Source organism: Trichocoleus sp. DQ-A1 (genome assembly GCF_039961955.1).
Classification (GTDB): domain Bacteria; phylum Cyanobacteriota; class Cyanobacteriia; order Cyanobacteriales; family FACHB-T130; genus FACHB-T130.
This window is the reverse complement of sequence record NZ_JAMPKE010000002.1, coordinates 437,909-464,649: the sequence shown is the minus strand read 5'-3', so window position 1 is coordinate 464,649 and position 26,741 is coordinate 437,909. Positions and strand designations below refer to the sequence as shown.

Annotated in this window: 23 protein-coding genes and 1 other RNA gene; 5 read left to right on the top strand and 19 right to left on the bottom strand. The window is 43.5% G+C overall.

The window, feature by feature from the left end; genetic code table 11:
• Window positions 1-94: 94 nt before the first annotated feature.
• A complete protein-coding gene (locus tag NDI33_RS04415; protein ID WP_190674641.1) occupies window positions 95-553 on the bottom strand; it encodes a PAS domain-containing protein in 459 nt (152 codons plus the stop codon).
• Window positions 554-1,211: 658 nt separating this feature from the next.
• Here NDI33_RS04415 and NDI33_RS04410 point away from each other — a divergent pair.
• Both NDI33_RS04410 and NDI33_RS04405 read left to right on the top strand, forming a co-directional pair.
• The gene (locus NDI33_RS04410; protein WP_190411189.1) at window positions 1,212-1,946 is read left to right on the top strand and encodes a cytochrome c biogenesis protein CcdA; all 735 of its coding nucleotides are present in this window, start codon (window positions 1,212-1,214) and stop codon (window positions 1,944-1,946) included.
• A gap of 53 nt (window positions 1,947-1,999) precedes the next feature.
• Window positions 2,000-3,424: a cytochrome c biogenesis protein gene (locus NDI33_RS04405; protein WP_190674638.1), complete on the top strand. Its 1,425-nt coding sequence runs from the start codon at window positions 2,000-2,002 to the stop codon at window positions 3,422-3,424.
• A 68-nt stretch (window positions 3,425-3,492) separates the two neighbouring features.
• On the opposite strand, the gene NDI33_RS04400 is transcribed toward NDI33_RS04405, so the two are convergent.
• From NDI33_RS04400 to NDI33_RS04390, 3 genes are all read right to left on the bottom strand, one after another.
• The gene (locus NDI33_RS04400; RefSeq protein ID WP_190674636.1) at window positions 3,493-5,154 is read right to left on the bottom strand and encodes a glycosyltransferase family 39 protein; all 1,662 of its coding nucleotides are present in this window, start codon (window positions 5,152-5,154) and stop codon (window positions 3,493-3,495) included.
• A 225-nt stretch (window positions 5,155-5,379) separates the two neighbouring features.
• Window positions 5,380-5,811, bottom strand: coding sequence for a preQ(1) synthase (queF, locus tag NDI33_RS04395; protein ID WP_190674633.1), 432 nt, complete (start codon window positions 5,809-5,811; stop codon window positions 5,380-5,382).
• A gap of 117 nt (window positions 5,812-5,928) precedes the next feature.
• A complete protein-coding gene (locus NDI33_RS04390; protein ID WP_190674630.1) occupies window positions 5,929-6,342 on the bottom strand; it encodes a hypothetical protein in 414 nt (137 codons plus the stop codon).
• Window positions 6,343-6,431: 89 nt separating this feature from the next.
• Here NDI33_RS04390 and NDI33_RS04385 point away from each other — a divergent pair, with 89 nt between their 5' ends.
• Window positions 6,432-6,575, top strand: a complete 144-nt coding sequence (locus NDI33_RS04385) for a hypothetical protein (protein WP_190435440.1) — start codon at window positions 6,432-6,434, stop codon at window positions 6,573-6,575.
• Here NDI33_RS04385 and NDI33_RS04380 read toward each other — a convergent pair.
• From NDI33_RS04380 to NDI33_RS04370, 3 genes are all read right to left on the bottom strand, one after another.
• The gene (locus NDI33_RS04380) at window positions 6,572-6,970 is read right to left on the bottom strand and encodes a phasin family protein (RefSeq protein WP_190674628.1); all 399 of its coding nucleotides are present in this window, start codon (window positions 6,968-6,970) and stop codon (window positions 6,572-6,574) included. The two genes, NDI33_RS04385 and NDI33_RS04380, sit on opposite strands and share 4 nt — an antisense overlap.
• A 110-nt stretch (window positions 6,971-7,080) precedes the next feature.
• Window positions 7,081-7,177, bottom strand: an RNA gene (ffs, locus tag NDI33_RS04375) — signal recognition particle sRNA small type.
• Between the two features lie 62 nt (window positions 7,178-7,239).
• Window positions 7,240-7,506: a YciI family protein gene (locus NDI33_RS04370; protein ID WP_190674625.1), complete on the bottom strand. Its 267-nt coding sequence runs from the start codon at window positions 7,504-7,506 to the stop codon at window positions 7,240-7,242.
• Window positions 7,507-7,565: 59 nt separating this feature from the next.
• On the opposite strand from NDI33_RS04370, the gene NDI33_RS04365 reads away from it, so the two are divergent.
• Together NDI33_RS04365 and NDI33_RS04360 are read left to right on the top strand one after the other, a co-directional pair.
• On the top strand, window positions 7,566-8,129 hold the full coding sequence (locus NDI33_RS04365; RefSeq protein WP_190674622.1) for a 2'-5' RNA ligase family protein: 564 nt from the start codon (window positions 7,566-7,568) through the stop codon (window positions 8,127-8,129).
• A 251-nt stretch (window positions 8,130-8,380) separates the two neighbouring features.
• Window positions 8,381-9,178, top strand: a complete 798-nt coding sequence (locus tag NDI33_RS04360) for a WecB/TagA/CpsF family glycosyltransferase (RefSeq protein WP_190430085.1) — start codon at window positions 8,381-8,383, stop codon at window positions 9,176-9,178.
• A 364-nt stretch (window positions 9,179-9,542) separates the two neighbouring features.
• Here the strand turns inward: NDI33_RS04360 and NDI33_RS04355 are convergent, their stop codons facing one another.
• The 12 genes from NDI33_RS04355 to NDI33_RS04300 all read right to left on the bottom strand — a co-directional run bounded on the left by NDI33_RS04355 (window position 9,543) and on the right by NDI33_RS04300 (window position 26,655).
• Window positions 9,543-11,861: a hypothetical protein gene (locus tag NDI33_RS04355; protein ID WP_190674619.1), complete on the bottom strand. Its 2,319-nt coding sequence runs from the start codon at window positions 11,859-11,861 to the stop codon at window positions 9,543-9,545.
• Window positions 11,862-11,940: 79 nt separating this feature from the next.
• Window positions 11,941-12,747 carry a beta-1,6-N-acetylglucosaminyltransferase gene (locus NDI33_RS04350; RefSeq protein ID WP_348245619.1) on the bottom strand — a complete coding sequence of 269 codons (807 nt, stop codon included), beginning with the start codon at window positions 12,745-12,747 and terminating at the stop codon, window positions 11,941-11,943.
• Between the two features lie 1,073 nt (window positions 12,748-13,820).
• Window positions 13,821-14,618, bottom strand: coding sequence for an FkbM family methyltransferase (locus NDI33_RS04345; RefSeq protein ID WP_190674616.1), 798 nt, complete (start codon window positions 14,616-14,618; stop codon window positions 13,821-13,823).
• Window positions 14,619-14,738: 120 nt separating this feature from the next.
• Window positions 14,739-15,761, bottom strand: a complete 1,023-nt coding sequence (locus tag NDI33_RS04340) for a glycosyltransferase family 2 protein (RefSeq protein WP_190674613.1) — start codon at window positions 15,759-15,761, stop codon at window positions 14,739-14,741.
• Between the two features lie 17 nt (window positions 15,762-15,778).
• The gene (locus NDI33_RS04335) at window positions 15,779-16,717 is read right to left on the bottom strand and encodes a beta-1,6-N-acetylglucosaminyltransferase (RefSeq protein ID WP_190674610.1); all 939 of its coding nucleotides are present in this window, start codon (window positions 16,715-16,717) and stop codon (window positions 15,779-15,781) included.
• A 53-nt stretch (window positions 16,718-16,770) separates the two neighbouring features.
• A complete protein-coding gene (locus NDI33_RS04330) occupies window positions 16,771-17,802 on the bottom strand; it encodes a glycosyltransferase family 2 protein (RefSeq protein WP_190674608.1) in 1,032 nt (343 codons plus the stop codon).
• A 74-nt stretch (window positions 17,803-17,876) separates the two neighbouring features.
• Window positions 17,877-18,701, bottom strand: a complete 825-nt coding sequence (locus NDI33_RS04325) for a DUF6817 domain-containing protein (protein WP_190674605.1) — start codon at window positions 18,699-18,701, stop codon at window positions 17,877-17,879.
• A gap of 399 nt (window positions 18,702-19,100) precedes the next feature.
• Window positions 19,101-20,153 (bottom strand): glycosyltransferase, encoded by a 1,053-nt coding sequence (locus NDI33_RS04320; RefSeq protein WP_190411172.1) that lies wholly within the window; start codon window positions 20,151-20,153, stop codon window positions 19,101-19,103.
• A 140-nt stretch (window positions 20,154-20,293) separates the two neighbouring features.
• Window positions 20,294-22,168, bottom strand: coding sequence for an ABC transporter ATP-binding protein (locus NDI33_RS04315; protein ID WP_190524554.1), 1,875 nt, complete (start codon window positions 22,166-22,168; stop codon window positions 20,294-20,296).
• Between the two features lie 399 nt (window positions 22,169-22,567).
• A complete protein-coding gene (locus NDI33_RS04310; RefSeq protein WP_190674601.1) occupies window positions 22,568-23,782 on the bottom strand; it encodes a glycosyltransferase in 1,215 nt (404 codons plus the stop codon).
• A 48-nt stretch (window positions 23,783-23,830) separates the two neighbouring features.
• Entirely contained in the window at window positions 23,831-25,075 is a 1,245-nt protein-coding gene (locus tag NDI33_RS04305; RefSeq protein ID WP_190674599.1) for a glycosyltransferase, read from the bottom strand.
• Window positions 25,076-25,131: 56 nt separating this feature from the next.
• Entirely contained in the window at window positions 25,132-26,655 is a 1,524-nt protein-coding gene (locus NDI33_RS04300) for an MOP flippase family protein (RefSeq protein WP_199302360.1), read from the bottom strand.
• Window positions 26,656-26,741 lie beyond the last annotated feature (86 nt).

Below are 26,741 nucleotides of genomic sequence, written 5' to 3'. Positions count from 1 at the left end.
GGATGCGACCATTTTTGACGGTTTGAGTAGATGCACAAATGGGACAGACGGGCATAAGAGGAAAATATCACAAAGAAACTCTTCTTCTCCATCATTACATCTTGGGCACTACCAAAATAGGGACTTTAACGATGTCAAATAAATAGACTTGCCCATCGTAACGAGTTACAGGTTCTTGAGAGATGTGGAGCGTCTGCCCGGTATTCACGACATAGGCGTCATCCACGACAGACTGTTGGGTAGCATCCCGGTTATTTAGAGGAATATCTGTCGGATCGCGATCGCAAAGCTGTTCCAGTGTCATGCCGTAAAAGTCGCAAAATGCTTTGTTGGCATAAACTAGGCGCGATTGGGAGTTTTGGCACTTTACTAAATTTGGGATGGCATCTAAGACTTGTGCATACATCTCCGCCCGTTGACGCAGTTCTTTCTCGACCTCCTTGCAATCGGCTAGTGTCTGCTCTAGCTCGGCAATTTGCTGACGCAGTTTCAAGGATTCTTGATTCTGCAATTTGCCGGTACTGGTTTTACTGCGTCTATAACTTGTAACCATCTATTCCTCCTTCTATACCTTTTGGTTTTAGATATATCGAAATTAAGTTAAGCGGCTCAAATTCAACATTCAACACGGACATAGCACTCTCCTCGACCTTCTTGGAGTTTCCAATTAAATAGTCAATGATGCTCGCAGTTCGTTGGCGAAGTCATCCCTCTGCCAAGGAAAGGAGGAATAATATAGGCTCCTAGTGTCCGTATTTAGGATTCCCTAAATTTGGAAAAAAACTCTAATGTTGAATGTTCTTTAATGTTAAGAAATACAAAAAAAATATTATTCCTTTATGAAAAAAGTAAAAATTTTCTTTTTTAGGCTTGACAATCAGTAGGCTGGATTAATGATTTGTAGGATGGGTTATCGATAGCGTAACCCTCACAGGTGTTGGGTTTCCTGGGTCAATCCAACTAAAGAAATATTCAATTTAATGCATCCGCCGACTGAATTAAGAACATTTGAATAAAAGACTCGCTGCAAGCTTAATGGGGCAATTAATAGAAACGGCGTTAAAAATTTCTTGAGAAACCTGCGTTGATAAAAAACATTGATGGGTGTTATTGTCAAGCAAACAATGCGGACGCTTTCCTTCGCGCCGGTTCTACCCTTCCAAGTAAGCTAAAATTCAAGCAGAATCAGCATTCCGCGAACTAGCCTCCTCATGATTGAAAGTCTGCAAACCCAGCTCTACGAACTCAGTGAATTTGCCAACCGTCTCGTTTTTATCCAGCTGCAACATCTCAGCGTTATCAGTATTGGCATTATCTTTGCAGCCGGATTGCTCACCAGTTTGACCCCCTGTATGCTTTCCATGTTGCCCATCACCCTTGGCTACATTGGGGGCTATGAAACCAAAAGCCGCCTCCAAGCAGCTGCCCAAGCTACCTGGTTTTCCTTGGGATTGGCAACAACGCTGGCAGGGCTTGGTATCTTAGCGGCGTTGCTGGGGAACGTCTACGGTCAAGTGGGATTTGGTTTGCCGATCCTTGTGAGCATTCTCGCGATCGCAATGGGGCTAAATTTACTAGAAGCTTTGCCCCTTCCATTGCCTGCTTGGGGTGGGATGGAGTGGATTTCTAAAGAATTACCAGCGGGAGTGCGTTCCTATCTGATTGGTCTAACTTTTGGGGTGGTTGCGTCCCCGTGCAGTACTCCCGTATTGGGAACGTTACTGGGTTGGGTTGCCACGACGCAAGACATGGTATTAGGTGCAGTCTTGCTGCTATCCTACACAGCAGGTTATGTGGCACCGTTGATTTTGGCAGGAACTTTTACAGCCTCTATTAAGAAGTTGCTGGAGTTGCGCCAGTGGTCGAGTTGGATTACACCCGTTAGTGGTGTGCTTTTGGTTGGATTTGGGGTATTTTCGCTGCTGTCTCGGATTCCGATTGGTTAAAGGTAATCAAAAGCACTCGCTATTACCAATTACCAATTATCAATTATCAAAAAATGACTGCAAAAAATTCTTTTTTCTCAAACTTAGGGTCAACTTCCTATCGGTTTTGGCGACAGGAGTTGTTGCCATTACTGGCAGATTTGCGGTTAGCGATCGCGTTGCTATTAGCGATCGCGCTTTTCAGCATCTCTGGCACGGTCATTGAGCAGGGTCAGTCACCCGCTTTCTACCAAGCGAACTATCCAGAGCATCCTGCTTTGTTTGGTTTCCTGACTTGGAAGGTAATCCAGGTAGTCGGATTGGATCGTGTTTATCGCACCTGGTGGTTTTTATCACTCCTAATTTTGTTTGGCAGCAGCTTAACTGCCTGTACCTTCACCCGCCAGTTTCCAGCTTTAAAAGCAGCACAGCACTGGAAGTTTTACGACCAACCCCGCCAATTTCAGAAACTCGCCTTGAGTGCGGAACTCGAAACAGGTTCGCTAAACAAACTGACCGAGTTGTTGCAGCAGCGGCGCTATAAAGTTTTTCAAGAAGGAGATAAACTTTACGCCCGAAAAGGTCTGGTGGGGCGGATTGGCCCGATTGTTGTTCATGCCAGTATGTTAATTATTCTGGGGGGCGCAATTTGGGGGAGTATCACGGGTTTTGTCGCCCAGGAAATGGTTGCCAGCGGCGATACGTTTCAGATAAAAAACATCATCGAAGCGGGTTCTTGGGCGCTACCACAAGTTCCCAAAGATTGGTCGGTGCGGGTAAATCGCTTTTGGATCGACTATACACCTGAAGGCAGAATCGACCAGTTTTATTCCGATTTGTCGGTTTTGGATAAACAAGGACAAGAAGTTGATCGTCAAACGATTCACGTCAATCAGCCGCTGCGTTACCGAGGTGTGACGCTTTATCAAACAGATTGGGGAATTGCAGGTATCCAGGTGCGGCTGAATAATAGCCCAGTTTTACAGTTGCCGATGGCGTCATTAAATACTGTCAGCAAGGGTCGAATCTGGGGAACTTGGATTCCCACTAAACCGGATTTGAGTGAGGGAGTTGCCTTAATTGCGAAGGATTTGCAGGGAACACTGATGCTTTATAACCCAAAGGGTCAGCTAATCAATACTATTCGCGCCGGGATGTCGGTACCTGTGAATGGAGTCAGGCTGAGCATTGATGAAGTAATCGGCAGCACTGGCTTGCAAATAAAAGCCGATCCGGGTATCCCGTTTGTTTATGCTGGCTTTGGTTTGCTGATGCTGGGTGTAGTCATGAGTTATTTTTCTCATTCCCAAATTTGGGCGCTGCAAGAAGGAGTTAGCGCCGCTTCTCACAAGGAGATTCGCTTCTATGTCGGCGGCAGAACTAACCGCGCACAGGTTGCTTTTGAACGGGAACTGTTAGAAATTTTGGATCGAGTCAGTCATCCGTCTCAGGAGGAAGTGCCAGTTGTTGAGATAGAAGCGATCGCGACCCAGTCCTAAACCATTTTTGATGTGGGTTGGTAGAGGCGCGATGCATCGCGCCTCTACCAACAAATAACGTCTTCCACTCACACCTTTTTTTCTAGTTTCCAAAGCCAAACTTGACCCGTTTGGTATGCAGGCTCTATTTTGTAGTTCTGCTTTTGTAGTGCCTTTCTTAATTCCTTGGAACTCCTGTATAAAAACACATCACTGAACCCATCTGGAATCTGAGGCACATTTGGTTTAACGACTAATTGAAGCCGCACTTTCGGTTCCAGTGCATAGGTTAAAGGAAGAAAAAAGTTTAGTTTCTCATTGCTGATCAAAAGCGGATGAGCTGTTTTGTTGATGATTTGGGCTACTTTTGGATTGTATTCAGTTTGAGAGAGAGCTTTATTCCACCAGATTTCTTGTTGAGAACTGATGGCACAGGATATAACACCACTCGAAACTACTGCAACAAGCACAAATTGCCATAGTTTTTGTACCTTTGCACTTCTCGAAGGCAAACTAATTTTAGTAGCCAGTAAGTAAGCAATTGCTAGCTGAATCCCCAAATAAACAGCAACTAGATGTCGAGTTGAACCTGACAATCCTCCTCCGGAGATTAGATCTCTGGAAATAAAGGGAAGGGCAGTTACCCCAAGCAAAGTTAAAACAAATAACCAAACTTGCTTGCCAGTGTTACGACACATAAAATAAATTGCATATCCTGACAGGAATAAAATCATTCCTACCAGTGTCAGTCGGATAAATTCTGTCCATTGATTGTTAAATCCAAACTCAATCACTCCTCCTGCTGGATCTGTATCAAGAAATGTCCGAGTGATATTGCGAGTCCAAGCTTTCACCCAAGAAAACAGGCTTTCTTTCTGGCGAGACCAATCTGTTGTCTTTTCAACGGTAGATGAATTAGCAATTAGAATTAAAAGCCAAGGCACAAATGTGAGCAAACCAGCCAAAGATGCCAGCAAATAGGCAAAGACTGTTTTAGTGAATCGGAATTTTTCGATTGTCAATAGATAAATTCCATGTCCAATCGCAACCAACGCAAAAAATAACTGGGTATAAATTCCCAGTGCTAGCATTGCTGCATACAGCCCCCAAGTGGAAATAAGGGTTTTGGTGTCTCTATTTCCCAGCCGCATCGCTCGCAGCAGTGCCGCACTCGATAGTAAGATCGCCACAATCCACAAACTATAAGGTCGTGCTTCCTGGGCGTAGAGAACTTGAAACGGGGAGACGGCGATGAGTGCGATCGCTATCCATCCTGCTAGGGAAGATCCAAATAATTCCTGGCATAGCCAATAGATGCAAGGAAACGCTAGCAAGCTAATTAAGGCAGACAAGCTTCTGATTATCCCTGGTGAATAGCCAAATCGTTGTACCCAAAATTTTGCCATCAAAAAATATAGGGGCGGATGCTGGGGAGTATCGACCACTATCGAGTTGATGGTTCCGCTTATACCTTTTTCCGAATTGGGTTGTTGAAACTTCTGCAAATCTTCGACCCCAATTACCTGCCCATCCAAGACTTCTTGGGCGAATTCTGCCTTGGTGTAACCAGCAATCCGTAACGAAGTGAAAGTCTCATCGCCCCAGTAAACTTTTCGGTCTAGGTTGACGACTCGAAAGAATAGTCCTAGTACCAGTACGACAACAATAAAAAATTTTAACCAAGTTGGAGGAAGTAGCTTTGTTTGAGTTAACCTATTCTTAACATGGTTAAGAGTTTGTGCAACTGTCATGAAACCTCCATTTCGCCATCTAAAAAGCCGCGAAGTTGTGCGAAATTTTAAGGAAGTCGAGAGAAGTTATCACTCACCTATAGACTGATTTTGTGCCGATATTTCTAACCGATAAATAGGCGTTTGATGACATAAAGCAAAAAGCCCGTCTAACGGGCTTTTTGAAAAAGATAATTTTTAACCTAGGTAGAGTTAGCAGTAGCAAGTGAATTTTTGGGTTGCTATCTAGGCATCAAGCGACTTCTGATGACGCACTTCAATGACTGTGTGGACGTTCCCGCGCGGTGCAAAATCCCCTTTGATAGTGGCTTCTAAAGGATCGCAAGCTGCCACAAAGTCATCCAAAATTTGATTGATGGATTCTTCGTGGGAGATGTAGCGATCGCGGTAACTGTTGATATAAAGCTTGATCGCCTTCAGTTCCACTACCCTTTGATCGGGAACATAGGTAATATGGATGGTGGCAAAGTCAGGATAGCCAGAAAACGGACACTTACAGGTAAACTCTGGTAGAGTAATGTGAATGTCGTAGCGGCGTCCGACTCGCGGATTGGGGAAGGTAATTAATTGTCCTTCAGAAATATTTCGCTCGCCGTATTTCATTTCCGAGAGCGGCGTTTCAGATGATAATTGTTGTTGTGTTGGCGACTGACTCATCAGTAGTGGTAGCAAACGTGGGTCGTTAGTTATTAGTCATTTATAACAAATAAAGGACTAATAACCCTTGAATATGAATGCAGGTCAAGCTTTTTCAGCCTTCTTCACCTGCTTTGTTCAGAAAATATCTTTAGAGTTGAACGGATCTGTACTACCCTCCCAATCCGGACAATTTTTATCATCCCAGCCATAGGGATGCATGGCGCAGACTAACAGGTTTCCACCATAAGCTTGTCCGTGGTAATGGTGACAACCCATACATGCAGGATTTTTTTGTGGGGTGGGTTCAACAGTATCCACCATATAGGAAAAAGACTGCTCACCTTCACCCACAATTTCTTCAAATTCTAAATAAATTTCAGCGATCGGTTCAAATAATTCCTGCAAACACTGATTGAGATCGGTTGCAATTGTAGTTTGCACGCTTTCGGCAACAGCGTCTACTACTTCTGTGATGCCAATGAAGAATTGCTCTACTTCATCAGCGACTGCTTCCATCATCTCGAAAAAATCTTTTTGCCACTCTTCCATTTTGGATACTCAGCACAAAAGGCTTAGTTTTTACCGGCGACGCGATGACGCCAATTAATCTGCAATTCTATTCTAAATAGTGTGAATCAATGATGCGATCGCAATGCTATAGATTAGCACCCGTTGCCTTGCGCGATCGCAAGGCGTGTGATGCTCCTCGCAGCGACTCGCTCTTGCCTATGCAGCTAACGATTCGGCTGTTCGCAGTTTATCGTTCATTACTGCAAAGCTAATCGCGCTTTAGCCGACGCAGTTCGTCCTGTAGTGCTTGCACCTGTTGGCGCATCGCGTCCACATCATTATTTGGAGCCGCATTTGGAGCCGCATTTGGAGCCGCTGCCGACTTTGGCTCTTCATCTTCAGAGAGAATTTCAATCCGGCGCGGCTCACCGGCTTGAGTGCTACTAGATGGCTCAACGGGTGCCTGCTGGGCTTGTTTCATCATATCATCGACAAACCGGCGGGCTTCGTCTGTTGTCATCTCTCCTTTTGCTACCATTTCATCGGCTAGCTTTTGAGCTTGCGATCGCAACTCAGTTAACTTTCCCCCAGCTCTCTCACCCGCAGAGGCAGCTAAGCCAACCCCTAAGTAAAACGCTTTTTGAACAATATCTCCAAAACCAGCCATCGCAATAAGTCGCTCCTTTAATCTGCAAGTATCTGCTGATTCCAGCATAAGCGTGAAATCGAGAAACTGCCCACCAATTACAAGGCAAACGAGGGCGAGGCGGCGATTCGGGTGATCCGGATACCACGCCTATCACAAGCATCCCGTGTTGCTGCTACCTTCCGGTTCTGACAAGGTTTAGGCGTTGCGATCGCATGGGTCCAGATCATCTAAAGCATAACATCATTCACTGAAAATTGAAACCTCTGGCGGCAATCAAGGATTCGCTTTTATTCGGCAACCACTCGCCACTCATAAAGTTCATACTTGACGCAGCCGTTTTGCACCAGCGGATCGAGTGAGACAATTGCGCGCGCCTCCTCCAGTGAAGACGCCTCAAATAGCATCATGCCGCCTCGCAGTTCCAGCCAGTAGCCGCTACGCGCCTGATATCCTTTGGTAATCAAATCCTGGACATAAGCTTTGTGCGCCGGTACAGATTTATCAAAGATCGGTTTATCAACGATGCCTTCTTCAATCTTTACAAACCAGGGCATTCACTTTCTTCCCTTATCTGGCTATATCTATTTAACAAGTAAACTACCCCTGGAAGTTCTTGGACAATACAAAACGCCGCTTCTTTATTGCTCTCTTGCCGCCGCAAGAGATTCAAGACTACGCCAAAGAGATTCAGCAGCACTTCGCCCAAACCTATGCTAGCAAAGGTGCCCAGAAATCTCCCCCGCATATCACGCTGCAACCGCCGTTTGAATGGCAGGTAGAGGCAGTGCCAGTGCTGGAAGAATCCTTGAGAACGTTTGCTTCCCATCGTTCACCTGTCTCCATTACCCTGGAAGGGTTTGGAGCATTTCCACCGCGTGTTATTTACATCAATGTTCTTAAGACGCCGGAACTGCTAGCGTTACAAGCCGATTTAATGACCGAGATGGAGACAAACTTGGGAATTGCCGATTCGGTTTCCAAGCAGCGTCCCTTTGCTCCTCACATGACTGTTGCTTTTAGAGACTTGACCCGGCAAAACTTTAAGCTAGCTTGGGCTGAGTTTCAGGAGCGACCGTTACAGTTTGAGTTTACGGCTGCTCAGCTAACCCTACTGATTCATACAGGCGAACGTTGGGAAGTGAGTAGCGACTTTCCTTGCTTAGCGCGTCGGAGGTAGATAGGGCAGGCTTTTCAGCAGAGGTCACGGCTGGTTGTGGCGCGATCGCAACTTTTTTTCTTTCGCTCAGAGAAAGCCTTACTATAACATCGAAGCTTGTTTACTCAATTTTCCAATCTACCCAGGGGAATAAACTTTTATAAAGATTTGTCCTCTCCCACGGTAGAGGTAGTGTAAGCCTGGCGCTCACTATCGTGTTGTTATTAGTGTGCTGTCCCCACACGAGTAGATTGCTAAAGTGAGAGGAGTCAATGAAAAAAGTTAATGTACTTAATGTATCCATTGACAACTTGTCAAGAGCAGAGCTATTAACCAAACTCGATCGGGAAGGTGGTATCGTATTTACGCCAAACGTAGACCACCTGATGAAGCTGCAAACCGATGGAGATTTTTACAAAGCTTACAATATCGCTACTTATAAAGTGTGTGACAGTCAAATAGTATTGTACGCTTCTAAATTTTTGGGAACGCCGATTAAAGAAAAACTGTCGGGTTCAGATTTATTTCCCGCTTTCTATATGCACCACAAGGACAATGAAAGCGTTAAGATTTTCTTGCTGGGTGCTGCTGAAGGGGTGGCTCGTAAAGCTCAAGAGCGAATCAATAACCAAGTAGGCAGAAATATTATAGTTGCTTCTCATTCGCCGTCTTTCGGATTTGAAAAGAGCGAAAAAGAATGCCTAGAAATTATTGACAGGATTAATAAGTCAGGCGCTACAGTCTTAGCCATTGGCGTCGGTGCCCCTAAACAAGAAAAGTGGATATTGAAGTATAAAAATAAATTACCCAATATCAAAGTTTTCTTGTCTGTTGGCGCATCTCTTGACTTTGAAGCAGGTCATAAACCAAGGTCTCCACAGTGGATGAGCGACGCAGGAATAGAGTGGTTACATAGACTCTTATCCGAGCCACAAAGGTTATGGAAAAGATATTTAATAGACGATATGCCTTTCTTCTGGTTAATTTTGAAACAAAAGCTTAACCTTTATAAAAAGCCTTTTCAGGCAGAGAAGAAATCTGTGAAATTAGAACGAGTTAAGTGGGAATAAAAAAATTCTTATTTGAAGGGACGTTTGTAAAGTACCTATTGTCGTGATGCTGTAGCTTGCTTGTCGTAGGGTAAGCAGCCTTAGCAGCTATAGGCTTTCTGTTAAAATTTATGGCTGCATGATGGACGTTCCACGGAACGTCTATTTTTGTGATTGAGATATCTTGACAGGCGATTAGACTACTTGAATTAGACTACTTGAGAAATTTCTCCCACCTTTCCTCAAGCTCTTTCTTTCCGGTAAACGGGTAAGGCTGGGGTTCTAAATAGATTGTAAGGGTCGATCGCATTCCGAACCCCTTCGCTACAACTGCGTCACGAGATGTATTTGCTTGCCGCCTTAGGAGGATGTTCCTGCTGGATTACTAATTGCCATAGTAAATTCCTCTGCCATTTGTACCAATAAAAACTAAACCAAACTGCTGCAAGCTTGCTTCCATCACATTTGGGCTATTGCCAATCGGATTTTTCGGATTACCAATCCTTTGCCATGTCTTCCCTCTGTCGAGAGAACGGAAGATTCCTTTGCCCATATTATTAATTTCTCCGTACACATACAGTGCTGGAATCGTGCTTCCCTGCTGTGGTTTTCCTAAAGAAAACAAATAGGATCTCTTAACTGCATTCATCTTAGAGAAGGTCTTGCCACCGTCTGTCGAATGGTAAAGTTGTTTCTTATCGAGACTCAGCCAAATTTCACCTTTAACTCCAGATACGGTTCTTAGGGAGTGCCAACTTTCATCGGGAAGTGATGAATTCACGACTTTAAAAGACAAACCTCCATCGGTACTTTGATAGAATTTGCCATTCTTATAGTAATAAAACGTGTTACCATCCACTTTGTCTGCTGCCAGCGGCAAAGACCAATTCCAAGGTCCCTTGGAACCCTTGGGTAAGCCAGTAACTTCTTTCCACGAAGCGCCTCCATCATCTGTGCGGAGAGCTTTATCTCCACTAACAGTGACAACAAATAACTTTGGATTAGTTGCTGACATCGCTATACGCATCGGCATCGTGTCTTTTGGAAATGAAGCAAATTCTTTCCAAGTTAAGCCGCCGTCTGTCGAAGTTGCTCCCGAATAAGTATTGTTCCAGCGATTACCGCCAACGCGCACCATTTGCAGGGGAGCTTTTTCATAGTAGGCAATGCTGTAGGTATCCTGGAACGAAGGGCCACTAGCACTAAAGGTTTTAGATGGATAATTGTCTAATCCCTTGTTGTGGTAAAACCCGTCTACATCTGCCACCCCACTCAACAACAACGCGCCACTCGGAGGCGCAGTTAAGGTGAAGGTGACAAGCTCTTCGTGTCCTTTTTGATAGTTCGTCCAGGCAGAGGGTTGTTTGTTAATATTGTCTGTCCGCCATATTCCGTACCAATCGGTAAACCAAACTCTTCCAGAAACGTGGGGGTCAAACTCAATCGCAGAGACAGAAGGATTGGAGAGCATATAGCTAGACCACCAAGGAACGGTATTGTTAAGCGATCGCTTCTGCTCTTTCCATGTAGTTCCGCCATCGAATGAGCGATAAATTTTAGTATTTTTTCTCTCTTTTGTAGAAACAAGAATATCTTTAGAATTAGCAGGGTTAATGCTCAACCCATTAAAATCCTCTTTGGAGCCTTGTGGAGTAATGTTTTTCCAATCTCCATCTGTATACTTTTTAACTCCAGGACTTCCATTAATTGTTGTGTAGAGAGTGTTATTGCGACTTGTCACTAGCCGCATCGCTTTTTTTGGGCTTCCGTCCATCTTGCTCCAGGTAATGCCTGTGTTAGTAGATTTATAAATTCCATCACCATAGGCATTGGCATAGACTAAGCCACGCTTATCTTTGTCAAAGACAATTGCTGTGATGCCGATATCTTTTTCCGGCTTTCCGGGAAAAGAAGTTACTTTAGTCCAGTTCGCGCCAGCATCTAAAGATTTCCAAAGCCCATCGCGCCGCGAACCAAATAAAATCATCTTGGAATTAAACGGATTGATGACGAGTCTCTCGCCTACCTCCCGCCTATCTTGGTTGCCCCCCATTGGCAAGTCCAAATCCAGCTTTTTCCAGGTTGCACCTCGATCGTTAGACTTAAAGATAGTTCCAGGCTCATCCCAGACGTATTTGCCTGCGGCAATATAAACGATATTTGGATCTTTTGGATCGAGGGCTAGAGCTTCTCCGCCGTAGTAATTGCTCTTATCTAGTGGAAAGTGGTCAGTTAGCGGTACCCAACTTTTATTTACTGAATTCCAACGATAGAAGCCACCCACATCAGTTTTGATGTAAACCAGATCCTTCTGTAGCGGATGCAGAAAAATACCCGTAACATAACCCCCTCCCCCGATTGCAACATTCGTCTCCCCCAGAGACACATTGGTTTGGTAATTGCGGGAACTGACGACTTCTGCCTGCCCTGATGCACCGTTAAGAATGTTGCTAGCCAGCCAGATGTGTTGAAGTGCGACTGTGGCAAACAAAGCAATGACGGCAAGGCGAACCGTTCGAGCTAACGAAAGGCTTGGTTGAGCGCTAAATTTATTAATCAGCTTGAAGGCGATATGGGCGAGGCAAAGCCCGATGGCGAAGACTAATAAGCTAGTCAGAACTGGTTGGACGCTTGCCAGCCCTGCAAATGTAATATTAGCGATCGCTTCAATGGTTGACCAATGATTAATAGCTGCATTAAGCATCGTTGAGCCTCAAATCCCATAATCAGCTACTTCCAACTAAGGAATTATAGCTGACTATACAGATTTGACGGGTTAAGTCTTAACTAATGCCTAAGGTGACTGGGCTACTTTCTTTTAAAACTCTTGCATCAAGCATATCTAAAATTCTGCTGTCCTGCGTCATATCGAATTTTCGGGCAAAGTGAACGTCCCTTCTTATAATTGCTGAGTAATCTTCAGCATTTAGAGTACGAGGATGACCGTGGCGAGTCCCAGTCCAATCAATATAGCGTTTATAGTCGTTACACAAATGAAATTGCCCGCTATTGACTAAAACCGTTTGGACAAAAGATTCATCAGGAATACAAGTCTTTTTATAGTAATTAATTAGATCGGGGTTATGCTGGCAAAAATGATGTAAATATTCGACACACTTCCTCGATAGAGTCTTGAAGTAAGACCCTGCATAGCATTTAAAGTTTTCATTGAATGGAGATGAAGTCGTACGAACTCCTAGCATCAGCCCATAGGAAGAATTTATTCTCACCAAAGGCTGGACATTATTAATGACCATGCGAGGAATTTTGACGATAGCGCGTTTCCACAGTGGTAAATATTGACCCGAACGCCAGTACTGATAGAGATAGCGATCGCTACCTTCCCGGCTTCCCCAAAGATTTCCCTCTAAATCTGAAAGTACATCAAAATACTCTAAAAAGCCATCAAAAAGTGATTCCGCAAGAAACTTCTCAATTTTTGGTAGCGGTTGAATCGGATAGTCTTGGCCTGTAATATTGGCAAGCCAATCAAATTCAACATTATGGCTAAAAAGCCAGTCAATGGCATTCAGATAACCTTGAACAATCGAAAAATCTCCTCGTCCTCCCGTACCCCTAATTACATTCACTCCTGGGAATTCGTGAAAGGCCGTTACGTCTAAATGGCAACCCCTAAAGTCATGGCTAATCAATATCTGAGATTGGGGACTTGATTTTTTTAGAGTTTGCACTAGTCTAAAAATCTGTTCGGGATTTTTATGACTTTGAATCAGATATAAAACTTTCACGATCTTCAACCTCCAGAAAACAACTGCACGAAAAAGTGAACGCAGCAATCTGCCAAAGTGTTGTGCATAACACTTCGGATGTACCCTAAGTAGAGATAGCTAGATTCAACCAGGTCAAGGTATTAAAAAAACCTGATTATCTGCTCTCTATGCGGTAACAACAAAATTTGCAACAATTGTCAAACTAGAAATGCCTGCATAATAAATACTGGTGATTTTGTGCAAGCAAAGTCATAAATTGACAGAGAAATCTGTGTTCAAAAACTTAACTAAAACTGTTTAACTGCAATAGCATCGACAAAGTTAAAACAGCAGTAAATAGGTGCTTTCACTGGAAATCAGGCACTCTAGAATAGTTAAGTTCAGAATGGTAAATAGTACACCTGGTATATAGACGAAATGTGGGTTTATTTGGTTCCCGGTTTTCAACCGAACCTTGTTTTATTGTTTCACCCACATAGACATAGATACTAAACTCTGTACCCTAGGAAAAAAATCTCTGTCTTTTAACCATGTCCAAATTCAGTAATGGTGTACAAAATTAGATTCTTCACGACAGGCTATGACCTTTTCGTTGCACCCAATTTTTTACATTTACAGCTATGGTCATAATTAAAATCCCAGTCTAAGGAACTCTTTAAGGGACTCAAGCCACGCTTGCAATCCTAGTCGCTTTACGCTTTACATCTTGTTACAGTGCCTATCTTGCAAGCGTCCCCCTTAAGATAGACTTTACTTATGCGATTTGTCCGCCTAAAGTAAAACATTAATATATTTCCTTTAAAATTAAAATAACAGTAACAAGCAATACCAATCTTGCCTGCACAAAACTAGCATAATAAAAAGTACTAGAAAATTAGCTAATTGCCACTTTGCAGATAGCTCAAAAAGTATTCAGGCAAATTTTTCTGTTACTAAGGCATTGCCAAAAAATTCCAAGCAGAAGATTTTAGAAATTCATCCCGACTCAGCGGAGCTAAACCATCTACCCAATTTTTTAGCTTAAAAATTTTTAGACCACACTCATTGACAAGCAGATCGTAAATTCTGCTATCGTGCCATTTCCCGTCTTTCAATGTCCCATCAACCCATTCCTGAGAATTAATTAAGCCACTTTCAAAGACTAAGTAAGGTTTATAAGTTTTTAATGTTCTGATAGCACCTCTAAAAACCTGCAATTCTACCCCTTCTACATCTACCTTGATGAAATGAATCTTAAGGTCTGGGGCTAATACATCATCAAGTCTCTGAGTTTTAACAGTGATTGGTTCCATAAGTGCATCAGGAATATGGCTTTTACAGCATTCTTTATCCAGGCTACTTACAGCAGGAGCATTAACTACATACCAAAAAGTAGTTTCTGCCTCCGAATCACTCAAAGCTGTTTCTCTTACTTCAACAGTTGGAAATTTTTTTCTAAGCCTACTCGCTAACCGTGGTATTGGCTCAAATGCATAATGAAATCCTAGAGGTGAAAACTGTAAAATTTTGTCAAGTAAATCGCCCGTGTTACAACCAACATCAATACAGTTTGAGTCTTTTGCTAAAACACAAGACATTATTTCAATCGTGAAAGCATTGTCTTGTCTATTAAGAATGTCACTGCGTTTAGGAGGATTTACTATATCTAAAAATGGTCTAACGACCGGATCGAGAAATGAACCCTTAATTGTTTCTTTGAAAAAGTTTTTTATTTCTAAGAAAATTTTCATGGTCTAGCTGCTCCAGTCACTAAAACGCCACTATACTAACATCAATTAATGCAACGTCAAGGTTTTATTGAAGCAGTTAGATTAATTTTATTAGAAGTATAAAAATGTTGATTATAAAGATTAGCTAGACTGATCTTGAAGAATACGGCGTCTTTGAATAAGCCCAGTCATTTTGGCAGCAAGAGCCTCTATTTGGTAATAAACAGGATGGGGTAAGAAGCAGAGCAAGTAGGCAGCTGCTAAGGTCATCAGCGTGCGGCGGGGTTGCTCCAAAAGGATGCGCCAGTGAGCAGCCAAGGCTCGGTGCATTAGCTGCACAGCCATTGAGCCTGCTTTTAAACGGACTGCACTTCTCGCTAAATATCGCAGTTGATATGCTTTAGTAGGGTTTTCCCATTCAGCGATTAATTCTGGAGCGTAGGAGCGTGTTTTTTCAATTACCCTTTCGAGAGCTTCTAATTGCTTCAGCAAACTAGCTGAAAGACCTCCCGCGTTTACCCGATACAGTGTCAGCGCTTCAGGAATCCCCTCAATTTGCCAGTTGGTTTGGAGGAGGATGCGAAGCCAGCATTCTATATCCTCTGCCTGACGAAAATTATCATCAAAATAGAAATCTTCAACAGTCCCGTAAAGATTATCTTGAAATTTAATTTCTTCAAATACCTCTCGCCGAACTACGGGAGCCGAACCATTTCCGACTGGATTGTCACGAAGTAAATCCGGTGGTGTAATGTCCTTGAATTTGGGCATCAGATAGGTACCCAAGGGATTTCCTGTTGCATCGATAAAAGCAGAACGGCTAAAACTAATCCCTACCGTTGAGGAATTATCTAAATGTTCGAGATGTTTCTCTAATTTTTCCGGTAGCCAAAGGTCATCGCCATCTAAAAAAGCTAAATAGTCGCCATGAGCATGGCGGATTCCAGTGTTTCTTGCTCCAGCGAGTCCTCTATTTTTCTGGCTAACGATTTTAATTCTAGGGTCTATAAACTGCTGGCAAATTTCTACAGTTCTATCGGGAGAGCCGTCATCAACTACAATAATTTCAAAATTTTTGTATGTTTGAGCTAGAACCGATTCAATTGCAGCAGCTATATAATTTTCTACTCCGTAGGCTGGAATAATAACCGAAAATTTTTTCATAAAAAGTACCATTTTCTTTAAGTTGCTTGAAAAATTCTTTCGTCAAGCATATCTAATACTTTGCTGTCCCGGTTTATGTCAAATTTCCTAGCAAAGTAATATTTATCTTTAATTAAATTTGGAAAATCTTCAGATGTGAGGATGCGGGGATGACCGTGTCGGCTGTTCTCCCAATCAATATAGCGCATATTGCGGGGATAAAAATTAAACAAACCACTATTTAATAAGATGGTTTGCATAAAAGATTCATCGGGAAGGCGAACTTTCTTGTAGTAGTTCACTAAATCAGGATTGGCAGAGCAAAAATCATGAATGTATTGAATGCATTGTCTAGAAATTGTTTTGAAGTAAGAGCCTCCATAGCATACAAATTTGTCATTAAATGGAGCTGAAGCGGCCCGTTGCCCGATGATGAGTCCATAGGAAGAATCAATCCGCACAAAAGGCTGAACATTATTAATAAGAACTCGAAAAGGTTTGAATAAGGCTCTTTGCCACTTGGCTAATTCTATACCTGACCACCAGTATTGATAGAAGTAGCGATCGCGCCCGTCTTTAGCTCCCCAAGTACACTTATCAGAAAGCACATTAAAATAATCAAAAAATCCATCGTACTCGGTTGCAGCCAGAAAATTCTCAAATTTTGAGAGCGATTGAGTCGGATAGTCTTGACCTGTGAGATTAGCTAGCCAATCAAATTGAATATTCTGGGTTAAAATCCAGTCAACAACATCCAAATAAGCTTGGGTAATTGAGAAATCGCCTCTTCCAACTTTCTTGGCTCTCAGTACTTTAACATTCGGTAAACTCTCGAAGAGTTCTACATCTATTTGACTAGCATTAAAGTTATGACTCATTACTATATAAGAGTCATTACTGGACTTTTTAATAACTTTAACCAGCCGATAAATTTGCTCCGGATTGGTATGGGTTTGGATTAGGTAGACAACCCTCATATTCTGCAACCTATTTTGATGGCGAGCGGGTGTTTATAAAAAAGGTTCTATCATTATGCCAATTGACGGGAACGATCTTGAAGAATGCGTCGTTTTTGGGCGGCTCCTGTCATTTTTAAGGCAAAACTTTCCATCTGGCGGTAGAGAGGACGTGGCAGTAGCCACAGCGAATAGGCAGCTCCCAACGTCAAAAGTGTCCGCCGGGGTTCGTCAAGAATCATGCGCCAGTGGGTAGATAAGGCGCGGTGAGCCATGTCTACAGCGGTTGGGGCAGCTTTCAGCCGGACTGCCCAGCGGGCTAATTTCCGCAACTCGTAGGCTTTAGCTGGGTTTCCATACTGAGCAATCAAATCTGGAGCATAGGAGCGGGTTTTTTCAAGCACCTTTTCCAAGTCTTCTAACTGCTTGAGTAGGTTGGCTGAAGCGCCCCCAGCATTCACTCGGTACAGCGTCAAAGCTTCAGGAATGCCTTCGATTTGCCAATCAGTCTTTAAGGAAATGCGAAGCCAGCATTCGACATCTTCAAAATGTCGCAATCTTTCATCGAAATAACAATCTTTTGCAGTACCTTGAGGAGCATCTTGAAACTTAATAGCTTCAAAAACCTCTCGCCGAATCACCGGAACTGAGCCATTTCCAATCGGGTTACGGCAGAGGATCAAGGGTGGAGCAATATCCTTGAGTTTAGGCATTTGATAGATACCTAATGGCTGCCCCGCTTCGTCAATAAAAGCAGAGCGGCTAAAGCTAAGCCCGACAGTTGGTGAATTTTCTAGATGCTCAATATGTTTTTCTAGCTTTTCTGGTAACCACAGATCGTCTCCATCTAAAAAAGCCAGATATTCTCCTTGAGCATGGCGAATTCCTGTATTTCGAGCGGCGCAAACCCCGCTATTCTGCTGGCGAATAATCTGAATTCGAGGATCTGTGAATTGCTGACAAATCTCTACACTTTGGTCAGGAGAACCATCATCGATAATTAGAAGTTCAAAATGTTTATAGGTTTGCTCTAAAACTGATTTTACTGTAGCAGCAATATATTTTTCTACTCCATAGACCGGAATAATGACAGAGATTTTTTTCATTTTAATTTTGAAAAATTGCAAAAAATTAATATTTGCTACAGCCAGCCAGCACTTCCCTATGGTAAATCATCGCCTTACTCTGACTGACTTATAGCAGGAACATCCTTTGTCATGGACGTACTGGGACGCAAATTACCAAGCTTACGGGCTATGGCAGAAACTAAACGACGGGGTTTATGAATCAACAAATTATAAAAGGTGAGGGACAGCCGCTTCTGATAGGACTTTGGTGCAAGACGAAACGAAACATCTTGAGCGTTTGTGTTACAAAGTTCGCTAGGTATTTCAGCGGAGGCAGTTTCTTTAAATGCTTCTGTTAGTTGAATAGCTAAATTAGGAAAACCTAACTTTTCTGCCATTTCTACGATTAGATGACCGTCATAGTTAATGTATTGTTGATGTTTGAAATCTCCGCAATAAACAATACCAAAATCCAAGTATTCCTCTAGCTCATTGGCTAAGCGCACCAAAAGAATATCGCGATCAAGCGGATCGAGCGTATCAATGCGGTGAAAAATAGCGGGAATCGTCTTTTTATTCCAGGACAGCGTTGCATATCTAGCAAGATACTCCTCAATCTCTTTGCCAACAACACGTTTTACCTGTTCGCGTTTGGCATTGGAAATGCCTTTTTTCCCGTTTCCAAAGTCACCATGAGTATAGGTAGCATGAAGCAGACCTGTTGCTACTATCTTTGCAGGTACATGAAGAGAAACTAGGATACTAGCAGTGCTGACTAGATGGGCAATAAACGTCTTACCTGAGGCTCGAAAAGCACCTGTGAACAGCTGCATTGTCAGCTGATAAGCATCACGGATGCGGTTAATATCGTTGCTTGAGTAGCCTTCTGCACGTAGCTGGTTGAAGAGTTGAATGTTTGTTTGAGCAAAAGAGTGCATAATTTTGCTTTTGATTGGAATGCTTCATTTTTGTTGCACTTGGCTTAGGCGAAGTCCATTGATTTTGTCTAAGTCAAGTGCATTTAAAAAAATTAACAATCATTGAACGGCTTAGGTAAAACCTCTCTTTGAAGAAGGAAAACCCAAACAACATTTCAATTTCAACAGGAGCGTTCCTGAAAAAGCGGGGAATCGCTTAACACAGAACAAGTTTAGTAATAGCATCCACTTTTCCAAGGTAGGAGTACGACTAAAAAAGTCTGTGGATTGCGATCGCTTTCCCCACTTGTTTTCTGGATGAAGACTTAGGTTTTGGCTGTGTAAGGGTATTTATCGTCGAAGCGATCGCACCTTCTTTTGGCACCTTCGTTTCGTCGTTCTACACCCTTACACGCCAACCTAACGGGACGATGCCGTCACTGTAGGCTTCTTCTCCGGTATTGCAGGCATCTGAGGTTGTAGCCCTTTCGCTTGCAGGCGAGCCTGACGATTCGTGAGATAACGGTTAAACACCTTATCTAGAGGACGCAACACTTTTGCCACCCCGCCCCCAGCAAGACCTAAAGTCAGGCGGCTACCAATTGGGTTCAGGATTGTCACGTATCGCCGCCATCCCAAGCGCTTGTAGCGATATTTGAAGTACCCGTCCTCGTCCAAATTCCATTTATCGCGCAAGCGATGCAAGCTATTGAGTTCCCAAGCGTCGCTCCAACGCAGCATATAGAAGAGCATATCTGAAGGCTTCAGTGGCGGGCCTGGAACATAAGTGACAAGAGACGCTGGCTCAAAGTAAACGCTACCACCCGCCTCAACGACTGTCATGCAGAAATCGAGGTGTTCTTTAGTATTGAACATTTGTTCATCGAGCAAGCCGACTTTCTCAAAGATTTCAGCGCGAACCAGCACGCAATGGAATTCTGCTAGTTCGGTTTGTTGACGTTTGAGCTTGGGTCGCACCTCCGCTACTTTCTGACCTTGCTTGTACATTTTCTCGCGGAGACGCCGTCTGGGGTTTTCGCCGACTTTTTCCAGCCAAATGTGGGCTTCTCCACCGGCAAAATGGACAATTTCGTGTACCGGAGTGCCTTGGCAGGTCAGGGGACCCACTACGCTAGCGTTTGTCTCTTCAGCGCACTGAACTAAGCTTTCCAACCAGCCTGGGCTGACGATCACATCGTTATCGATAAAGACGAGATACTTGGTTGTAACCTGACTCAGACCGAGGTTTCTGGCGCGGTTTGGAGTGAGGTAGTGATCGGTGCGAATGATTTGAAATCCTTTTTCAGTCGCTTGCTGTTGCAAATAACGCTGAATGTGAGCGGGTGAACCCCCATCTACGTAAACTAACTTGAATGGGACTGATGTATGTTCGTAAATGCTTTCCAGCGACTCGCGGGCGCAGCTGAAACGTTCGCGGGGTGAAACAACAATCGTAACTTGGGGATCTAACATCAGGAACTCCTCGCTAAAGACTAAACAATTTATCGGCTGTTTTGTTTGCTATGCATCAACTCAGCTAGATAGGGAAAAAACTTGTTTGTGTTTAAAGTCTGTACTGTGTAGTTGCCCGGTGTCGCTTGGGCAGGTCTGTTTTACACAGGCAAAGACTGGAGATTGTGGTAAGACCAGTAAGCTCCCTGCTGGGCAAGCAACTCGTCATGCCCTCCCTGTTCGATAATTCGACCTTTCTCCATTACCACAATTTTGTCGGCATTCCGGACAGTAGCCAAACGGTGGGCAATCACAATTACAGTCCGGTTTGTTCGCAAACGTTCCAGTGCTTCTTGCACTAATTGTTCTGACTGCGAATCTAAGGCGCTAGTGGCTTCATCGAGAATCATGATTTCCGGGTCCCGCAGCATTGCCCTAGCAATTGAAATGCGTTGTCGTTGTCCTCCGGAAAGCCTAACGCCCCTATCTCCTACCACTGTGTCGTATTGGTTGGGCAACTGACAGATAAATTCGTGGGCATTGGCAAGGCGGGCTGCCTCAATCACCTTTTCTCTGTCCATTCCCTCTAAACCGTAGGCAATGTTATCCAGAAGTGAGGCATTAAAGATGTAGGTGTCTTGGCTAACGACTCCGATGTGCTGGCGTAGCGAGACAACATCGTAGTTTCGGATATCTTGACCGTCGATCTCGATTACACCGTCGGTCACTTCGTAGAAACGGGTAACGAGAGATGCCACAGTGGATTTCCCGGCTCCAGAAGCGCCAACCAGCGCCACAGTTTTGCCACGAGGAATTTCTAGATCCAAACCGTTGAGGACGTAAGATCTGCCGCTGTAGGCAAATTTTACATTTTGGAAAAGAATGCGATCGCGCAACCCTGTAAATTTCTGGTTTCCATTAGGAAGCGGATATTTCTCTGGTAACGAGAGCGCCTCCGTGACTTTCGTTAACGCTGGCAGAGACTCTTGGACAGAACCCCTCGCGGCATTCACCTTTTTCAGTACCGGAACAATTCTAATCAGAACCAGCATGAATATCAGTAGCTCTGCGGTCGTCAGCAGACCCTTGGAGATAAACAAAGTGTAGCTACCGACTAAAACTACCATCGCCGCAGCCAAAGTCGCTAACTCTGTCAGCGGGTCGATGATGTTTAGCTTCTTAGCTAGCCCGATGTTCGCCTCCATATAATTGCTACTGATCTTATTGAAGCGGTTCAGTTCAAAATCTTCCGCACCATAAGATTTAACGATGCGAACACCGCTTAACGTATCTAAAGCCATCGCGTTCAGAGTGCGTTTAGCAGTAACAACTAAACCCCCCGATGTCTTAATCTTTTTCAAGAAATAACTGAGCCATAAAGCAACGCCTGTAATCAAAAATGTCGTTAGAACCGTCATTTTCCACGACACGATCACCAACGTTCCCAGATACGCGATTAAAATCAGCAGGTTGGTCAAGCCATAAAAGAAGTTAGTCAACAGCTTGTTTGTTTCCATCACCTCTGTATGTAAGGTGCTGGTTACTTTACCCATCTGCACATTATCAAAAAATTCAATGGGCGAATATAAATAGGTTTGATACAGCCGTTTCCTCAAGCGTTTGATGACGGCTTCCCGATAAATGGAAGTCAAGACTTGGGAAATGTAGTAGAAATACCCTTTTAAAATTAAAGAACCCATGAGGACTAAGGCAAACAAGCTAATGAGCGTTCCTTTACCTTGCTGCGCTAGCCAACTGTTCAACCCTTCCGTTAAAGCCATTTGAGGAAGAAGCGTTCCACCTCCTTCATTCAAAATTACTTTTAGGAAAGGAATCATCAATCCGATTCCTACACTATCTAGAATAGAAGACAAAATCATTGTCACTAAACCTAGATAGAGAGTTTTCTTCTGCACCTCCAAAATCAGAGAGGTCAGTTTATCGAATTTTCCAATTCGCTTCATTAAGCCCAATTTTAATTTTGCTTTAGCCTCACGCAACCTTGTTTCTCGTCCGAGTGTCTGACTTCGACTCATAGTGTCTACCGCTACTGAACCTTTGAACAGCCAATCGTTGATTGCTAATTCCAGGCTAAATTTTCTTGCCGGAGCGCTTTTTCCTGATGTTTCACTGTGCCGACGCTTGCTCTTAAATTATTTTGCTCGTAGGAAACACAGTGTTAGCTTTGTTCACTTTCTCTAGTAAATGTTACCAGACTTTTTGCTATAAAAGCATCGAAAAAACACGATTTCCCCTATTTTTAATGTGAAGTTTTAGTGAAGTTGCAATTAATATAAAATCCTTACTTGAAGTTTTTATTTTTTAACTCATTCAATCAGAAAATCATTCGGTTTATATCATGTTTTTTCTAGAAAAATATACTTCTAATGGCAGATTTTAACCTGCCAAATGCAATTTTAATGGTTGAACTCTATCTAATGGTAGATTTCTACTAACCGCTCGTTCAACTTGTTAAAGTCGTAATGCGCTTCTACGTAGGCGCGACCGGAGCGACCCATTTCAGGCCAAACTTCCGGATGTTCAAATAAATAGCCCAACTTTTCAGCCAGAGTATCGGCATCTCGTTCGGGAACCAAAAAACCTGAAATCCCATCTTCAATTAGTTCTGGAATGCCACCGTGTTGCGTCCCTATCACGGGTAAACCCATTGCCATTGCTTCTTTTAATACGTTTACGGGGGCATCTTGATCGCCGTTCTTCGCTGTCACGCAGGGGGCGATAAATATATGGGAGTTGTCGAGAATTTCAATGAGTTCCTGCTGCTGCTTGTGACCGAGCAATTTTACTTTGTCCCTAACGTCCAGCTCATCAATGAGTTGCTGCAAACTTTCCTTTAATGGCCCATCCCCAACGATGTTGTATTCGATGTTGGGGTATGCCTTAGCCAACTTGGCAATGGCACGAATTCCATACTCAATCCCTTTTTTTTCGACAAGGCGACCCGTGGTGACAATCCCAATACGACCATCACCGGGTAGATGACGTGTGGTAAACACAAACTTGCTACAATCAATGCCCGAACGAAGGACGATGATTTTCTTCTCATCGCAACCTAGCTTAATCAGGCGACGTTTGAAATAATCGCAGTTAGAAAGAAAAAGGTCTCCTGTGGCGAATAGGGGATTATAAACGTCTTCACCGAATTCCTGAATATGCTGGCTAATATCGAAACCGCGAAATGAGGTAATTAATTTTCCGTGGGGCGCACCAATCAGCCGAAATGACATCCCGATGAATCCTAAAGGGCCAAATTGACAATGGATGATGTCGTATTCTTTTTTGCCCAATAATGAGACTGCTGCATATAGTAACCTCAATGAAGCAGCTTCTTTGCCATACTTAAAAACATTAAGCGATCGCAGTAATAGGGCTGGGTCTTTGTAGCTGTTCGCGAATAGCAACCCCAAGCCTTTTAGCCCGCGAATCGCAATATTAGATGGCATTTGGATATAGTAGGTACGATTCAGGAGTTGGTACTTTTCTACTGCTGGATGCACCTTGGAAGTATCTCCGAGTTGGTCAGAATAGATATCAACTTCGTGACCCCGATCGATTAAACCAGCGATTTGGTTTAAGATAAAGGTTTCTGACAAAACCGGAAATCGACCAACAATCATCGCGACTTTCACAACAATTTTACCCCTATAACTTGACTTTTCTATTTACTAAATACCCTATCAGGTAATTAGCAGTTTCTCGTATATTTCAACTAAATAGTCGTTTAGCTGCCCAATTTCATAGTGCTTTTCCACGTATGCACGACCAGCCGCACCCATTTCGGGCCAGACCTCTGGGTGGGCGATTAGGTAGCCTAATTTTTCAGTCAAAGCATTGACATCCCGTTCTGCAACTAGGAACCCTGAAACCCCATCTTCGACTAGCTCAGGGATGCCACTATGGTAAGTGCTGGCAACTGGCAAACCCATTGCCATTGCTTCTTTTAAAACATTAGGAATTCCTTCTTGATTATTATCCTTACTGGTTACGCAGGGAGCTACAAAAATGTGGGAATCGTTGAGAATTTGCACGACTTCGTGCTGTTGTTTCCAACCCAAGAGATTTACTATATTTCCAACATCTAGCTCTTGAATCAGTTGCTGCAAGTCTGGCTTTAAAGAGCCATCACCAATGATATTGTATTCAAGATCGAGGTTCATTTTTGTCAAGTTAGCAATAGCGCGAATACCATATTCAATCCCTTTTTTTTCAATTAGGCGACCTGTTGAAACAATCCGCACTTTACCATCGGGATGCGGATAGCGTGTCTTAAAGGAAAACCGATTACAATCGATTCCTGAGCGGAGTACAATAATTTTTTTTTCATTGCAGCCCAGACTAATCAATTTATTTTTAAAATGGTTACAAATGGGCAGGAAACAGTCTCCTTTTTCAAAAAGCTTTTTATAGATATTGTCACCATATTGACTGAGATACATAGTGAGGTCAGAACCTCGAAATGAGATAATTACTTTAGCTCTAGAGGCAGCAATTGTCCTAAAGTACATCCCTAAGAATCCTAAGGGTCCAAACTGGCAATGGATTATATCGTATGGCTTATTTGATAGAAATGGGAGTAACGAGAATGTTGTATACAGCATCCTCAATGAAGCAGCTTCTTTGCCATACTTAAAAACATTAAGCGATCGCAGAAATGCAACAGGATTTTTGGGGAAATTTGCTAACAGCAGCCAAATCGCCTTAATTACATAAATTAAAGGATTGGCTGGTCTTTGCTCCGGAACATAGTAGGTGCGATCAAGAAGTTGATATCTTTCCACATCTAGGTGGATTTTGGCAGTATCGCCCGGTTTCTGGGCGTAAATGTCAATCTCGTGTCCTCGCTCAATCAGTCCCACAATCTGATTTAAGATGAACGTCTCTGATACAGTAGGAAATTTACCAACAATAAAAGCGATTTTCATCGTAAATTTCACCTAATATCCGATACTTTGCTGTCATCATCTTGGACGGTTAAGCATCAAGAGCCTTTAGGTCGTTTAAATTGTTTTAGTACAGACAGGTAAAGCTCCTTGGTATTGAATACATAGAACATCAAGATTAAATAGGTCAAAGCCATTACCGCCAAACTGACAATCACTGTAGCCCAAACGGTTAAAGTTGGCGCGATCGCTAACTTAACCCCAAAAGCGATCGCTCCTGCGATTAGAGATGCCAGCAAAGGATGCTTCATGGCTTCTAATAAATTGAGCATGGTGATAGACGTGCCGCGCGTTGCATAGTACATACAAGGCAATGTCTGTAATAGCTTGGCAATTGAATAACTTAAAGCAACACCGCGTGCGCCGTAAGGTAATCCAAAGAAAAAAGAAATCACTAAGAAGCTGGAAGAAAATACTCCCCACTTGAACATCTGAGCTGTCCTTCCTGAAGAAATGTAGAGCCAGCCAGAGGTATTCGTAAGTGGTTGAACGAGTGCAGATATACCAAGAAGCTTGAAGATTGTACCAGCCTCTCCCCATTGGGAACCAAGTATCAGCTCGACCAATTCTTCGGAGACAATCATCATAAATAGGACGATAGGCGTCGTCAAAAATCCGATCAGCGATAGTCCTTTTAAATAGTGGTTGCGAAATTGCTGTGGCTCAGAATGCAATCGGCTCAGACCAGGAACGGCAACAGCGGTAATGGGGGAATTGATTTGTTGCAAAGGAAGCATCATTAGGCTGTATGCTTTCGCGTACACACCTAGAGCCTCGGCACCCCACACCCGCCCGATTAAAATGTTGTCCAGGTTTCGGGCGCAGTAGTTAAGGACGCTAAAACCAGTGAGGTTGCCACCAAAAGCCAGCATAGAACGGACGCCTGAGCGTTGAGCCGGTAAGCCAGGACGCCAACCACACATTACCCAAACTCCTACAGCCGTGACGATTGCCGTAGTCAGTGACATAAATACCAGCGACCAGTATCCAGCCCCATACAAAGCCGAAATAATCGCGATCGCTACCCCCAGCACGATGGAGACGATCTCAATTGCAGCGAGAGCGGTAAAGCGCATCTGCCGCCGAAGCAAGGCTTGGTGCTGGACGCTCAACCCACCAAATATAAATGCGCTAGCAGAAACGATCGCAATCCAGGTGAGGCGCGGCTCACCATAAAACCAAGCGATCGCAGGTGCCATCACCGCAGTTAAGAGCATCAGCAAGAGGCTCAGCCCCACATTCACCCAAAACAGGGTACTGACCTGCTTGTGGTTAATTTCGGCTCTTTGGATCGTCGCCGTAGACAGACCCATATCATTGAAGAGAAACACGATACCCGTCACGCTAGTCACCATCCCAATTAGACCGTAGTCTTGAGGTGAGAGTAGACGAGCTAGCACAACCGTCGATCCCATTTGAAGTACAAATTTGCACCCCTGACTCACCATCGTGACTGCACCGCCACGAACCGAGCGACCTTTTAAATCAGCCTTCAGATGGTCAGTCTGAAAGTGCTGAGTTTGGTCAGGCTCAGATAGAATCTTTTTCTCTAATCTTGACAAATTGATACCTCTTATAAAACTCTTTGAAGCGACTAATTTAAAAATTGCTAATTATTTCTGATATTTATAGAAGGGTTTAAACCCTT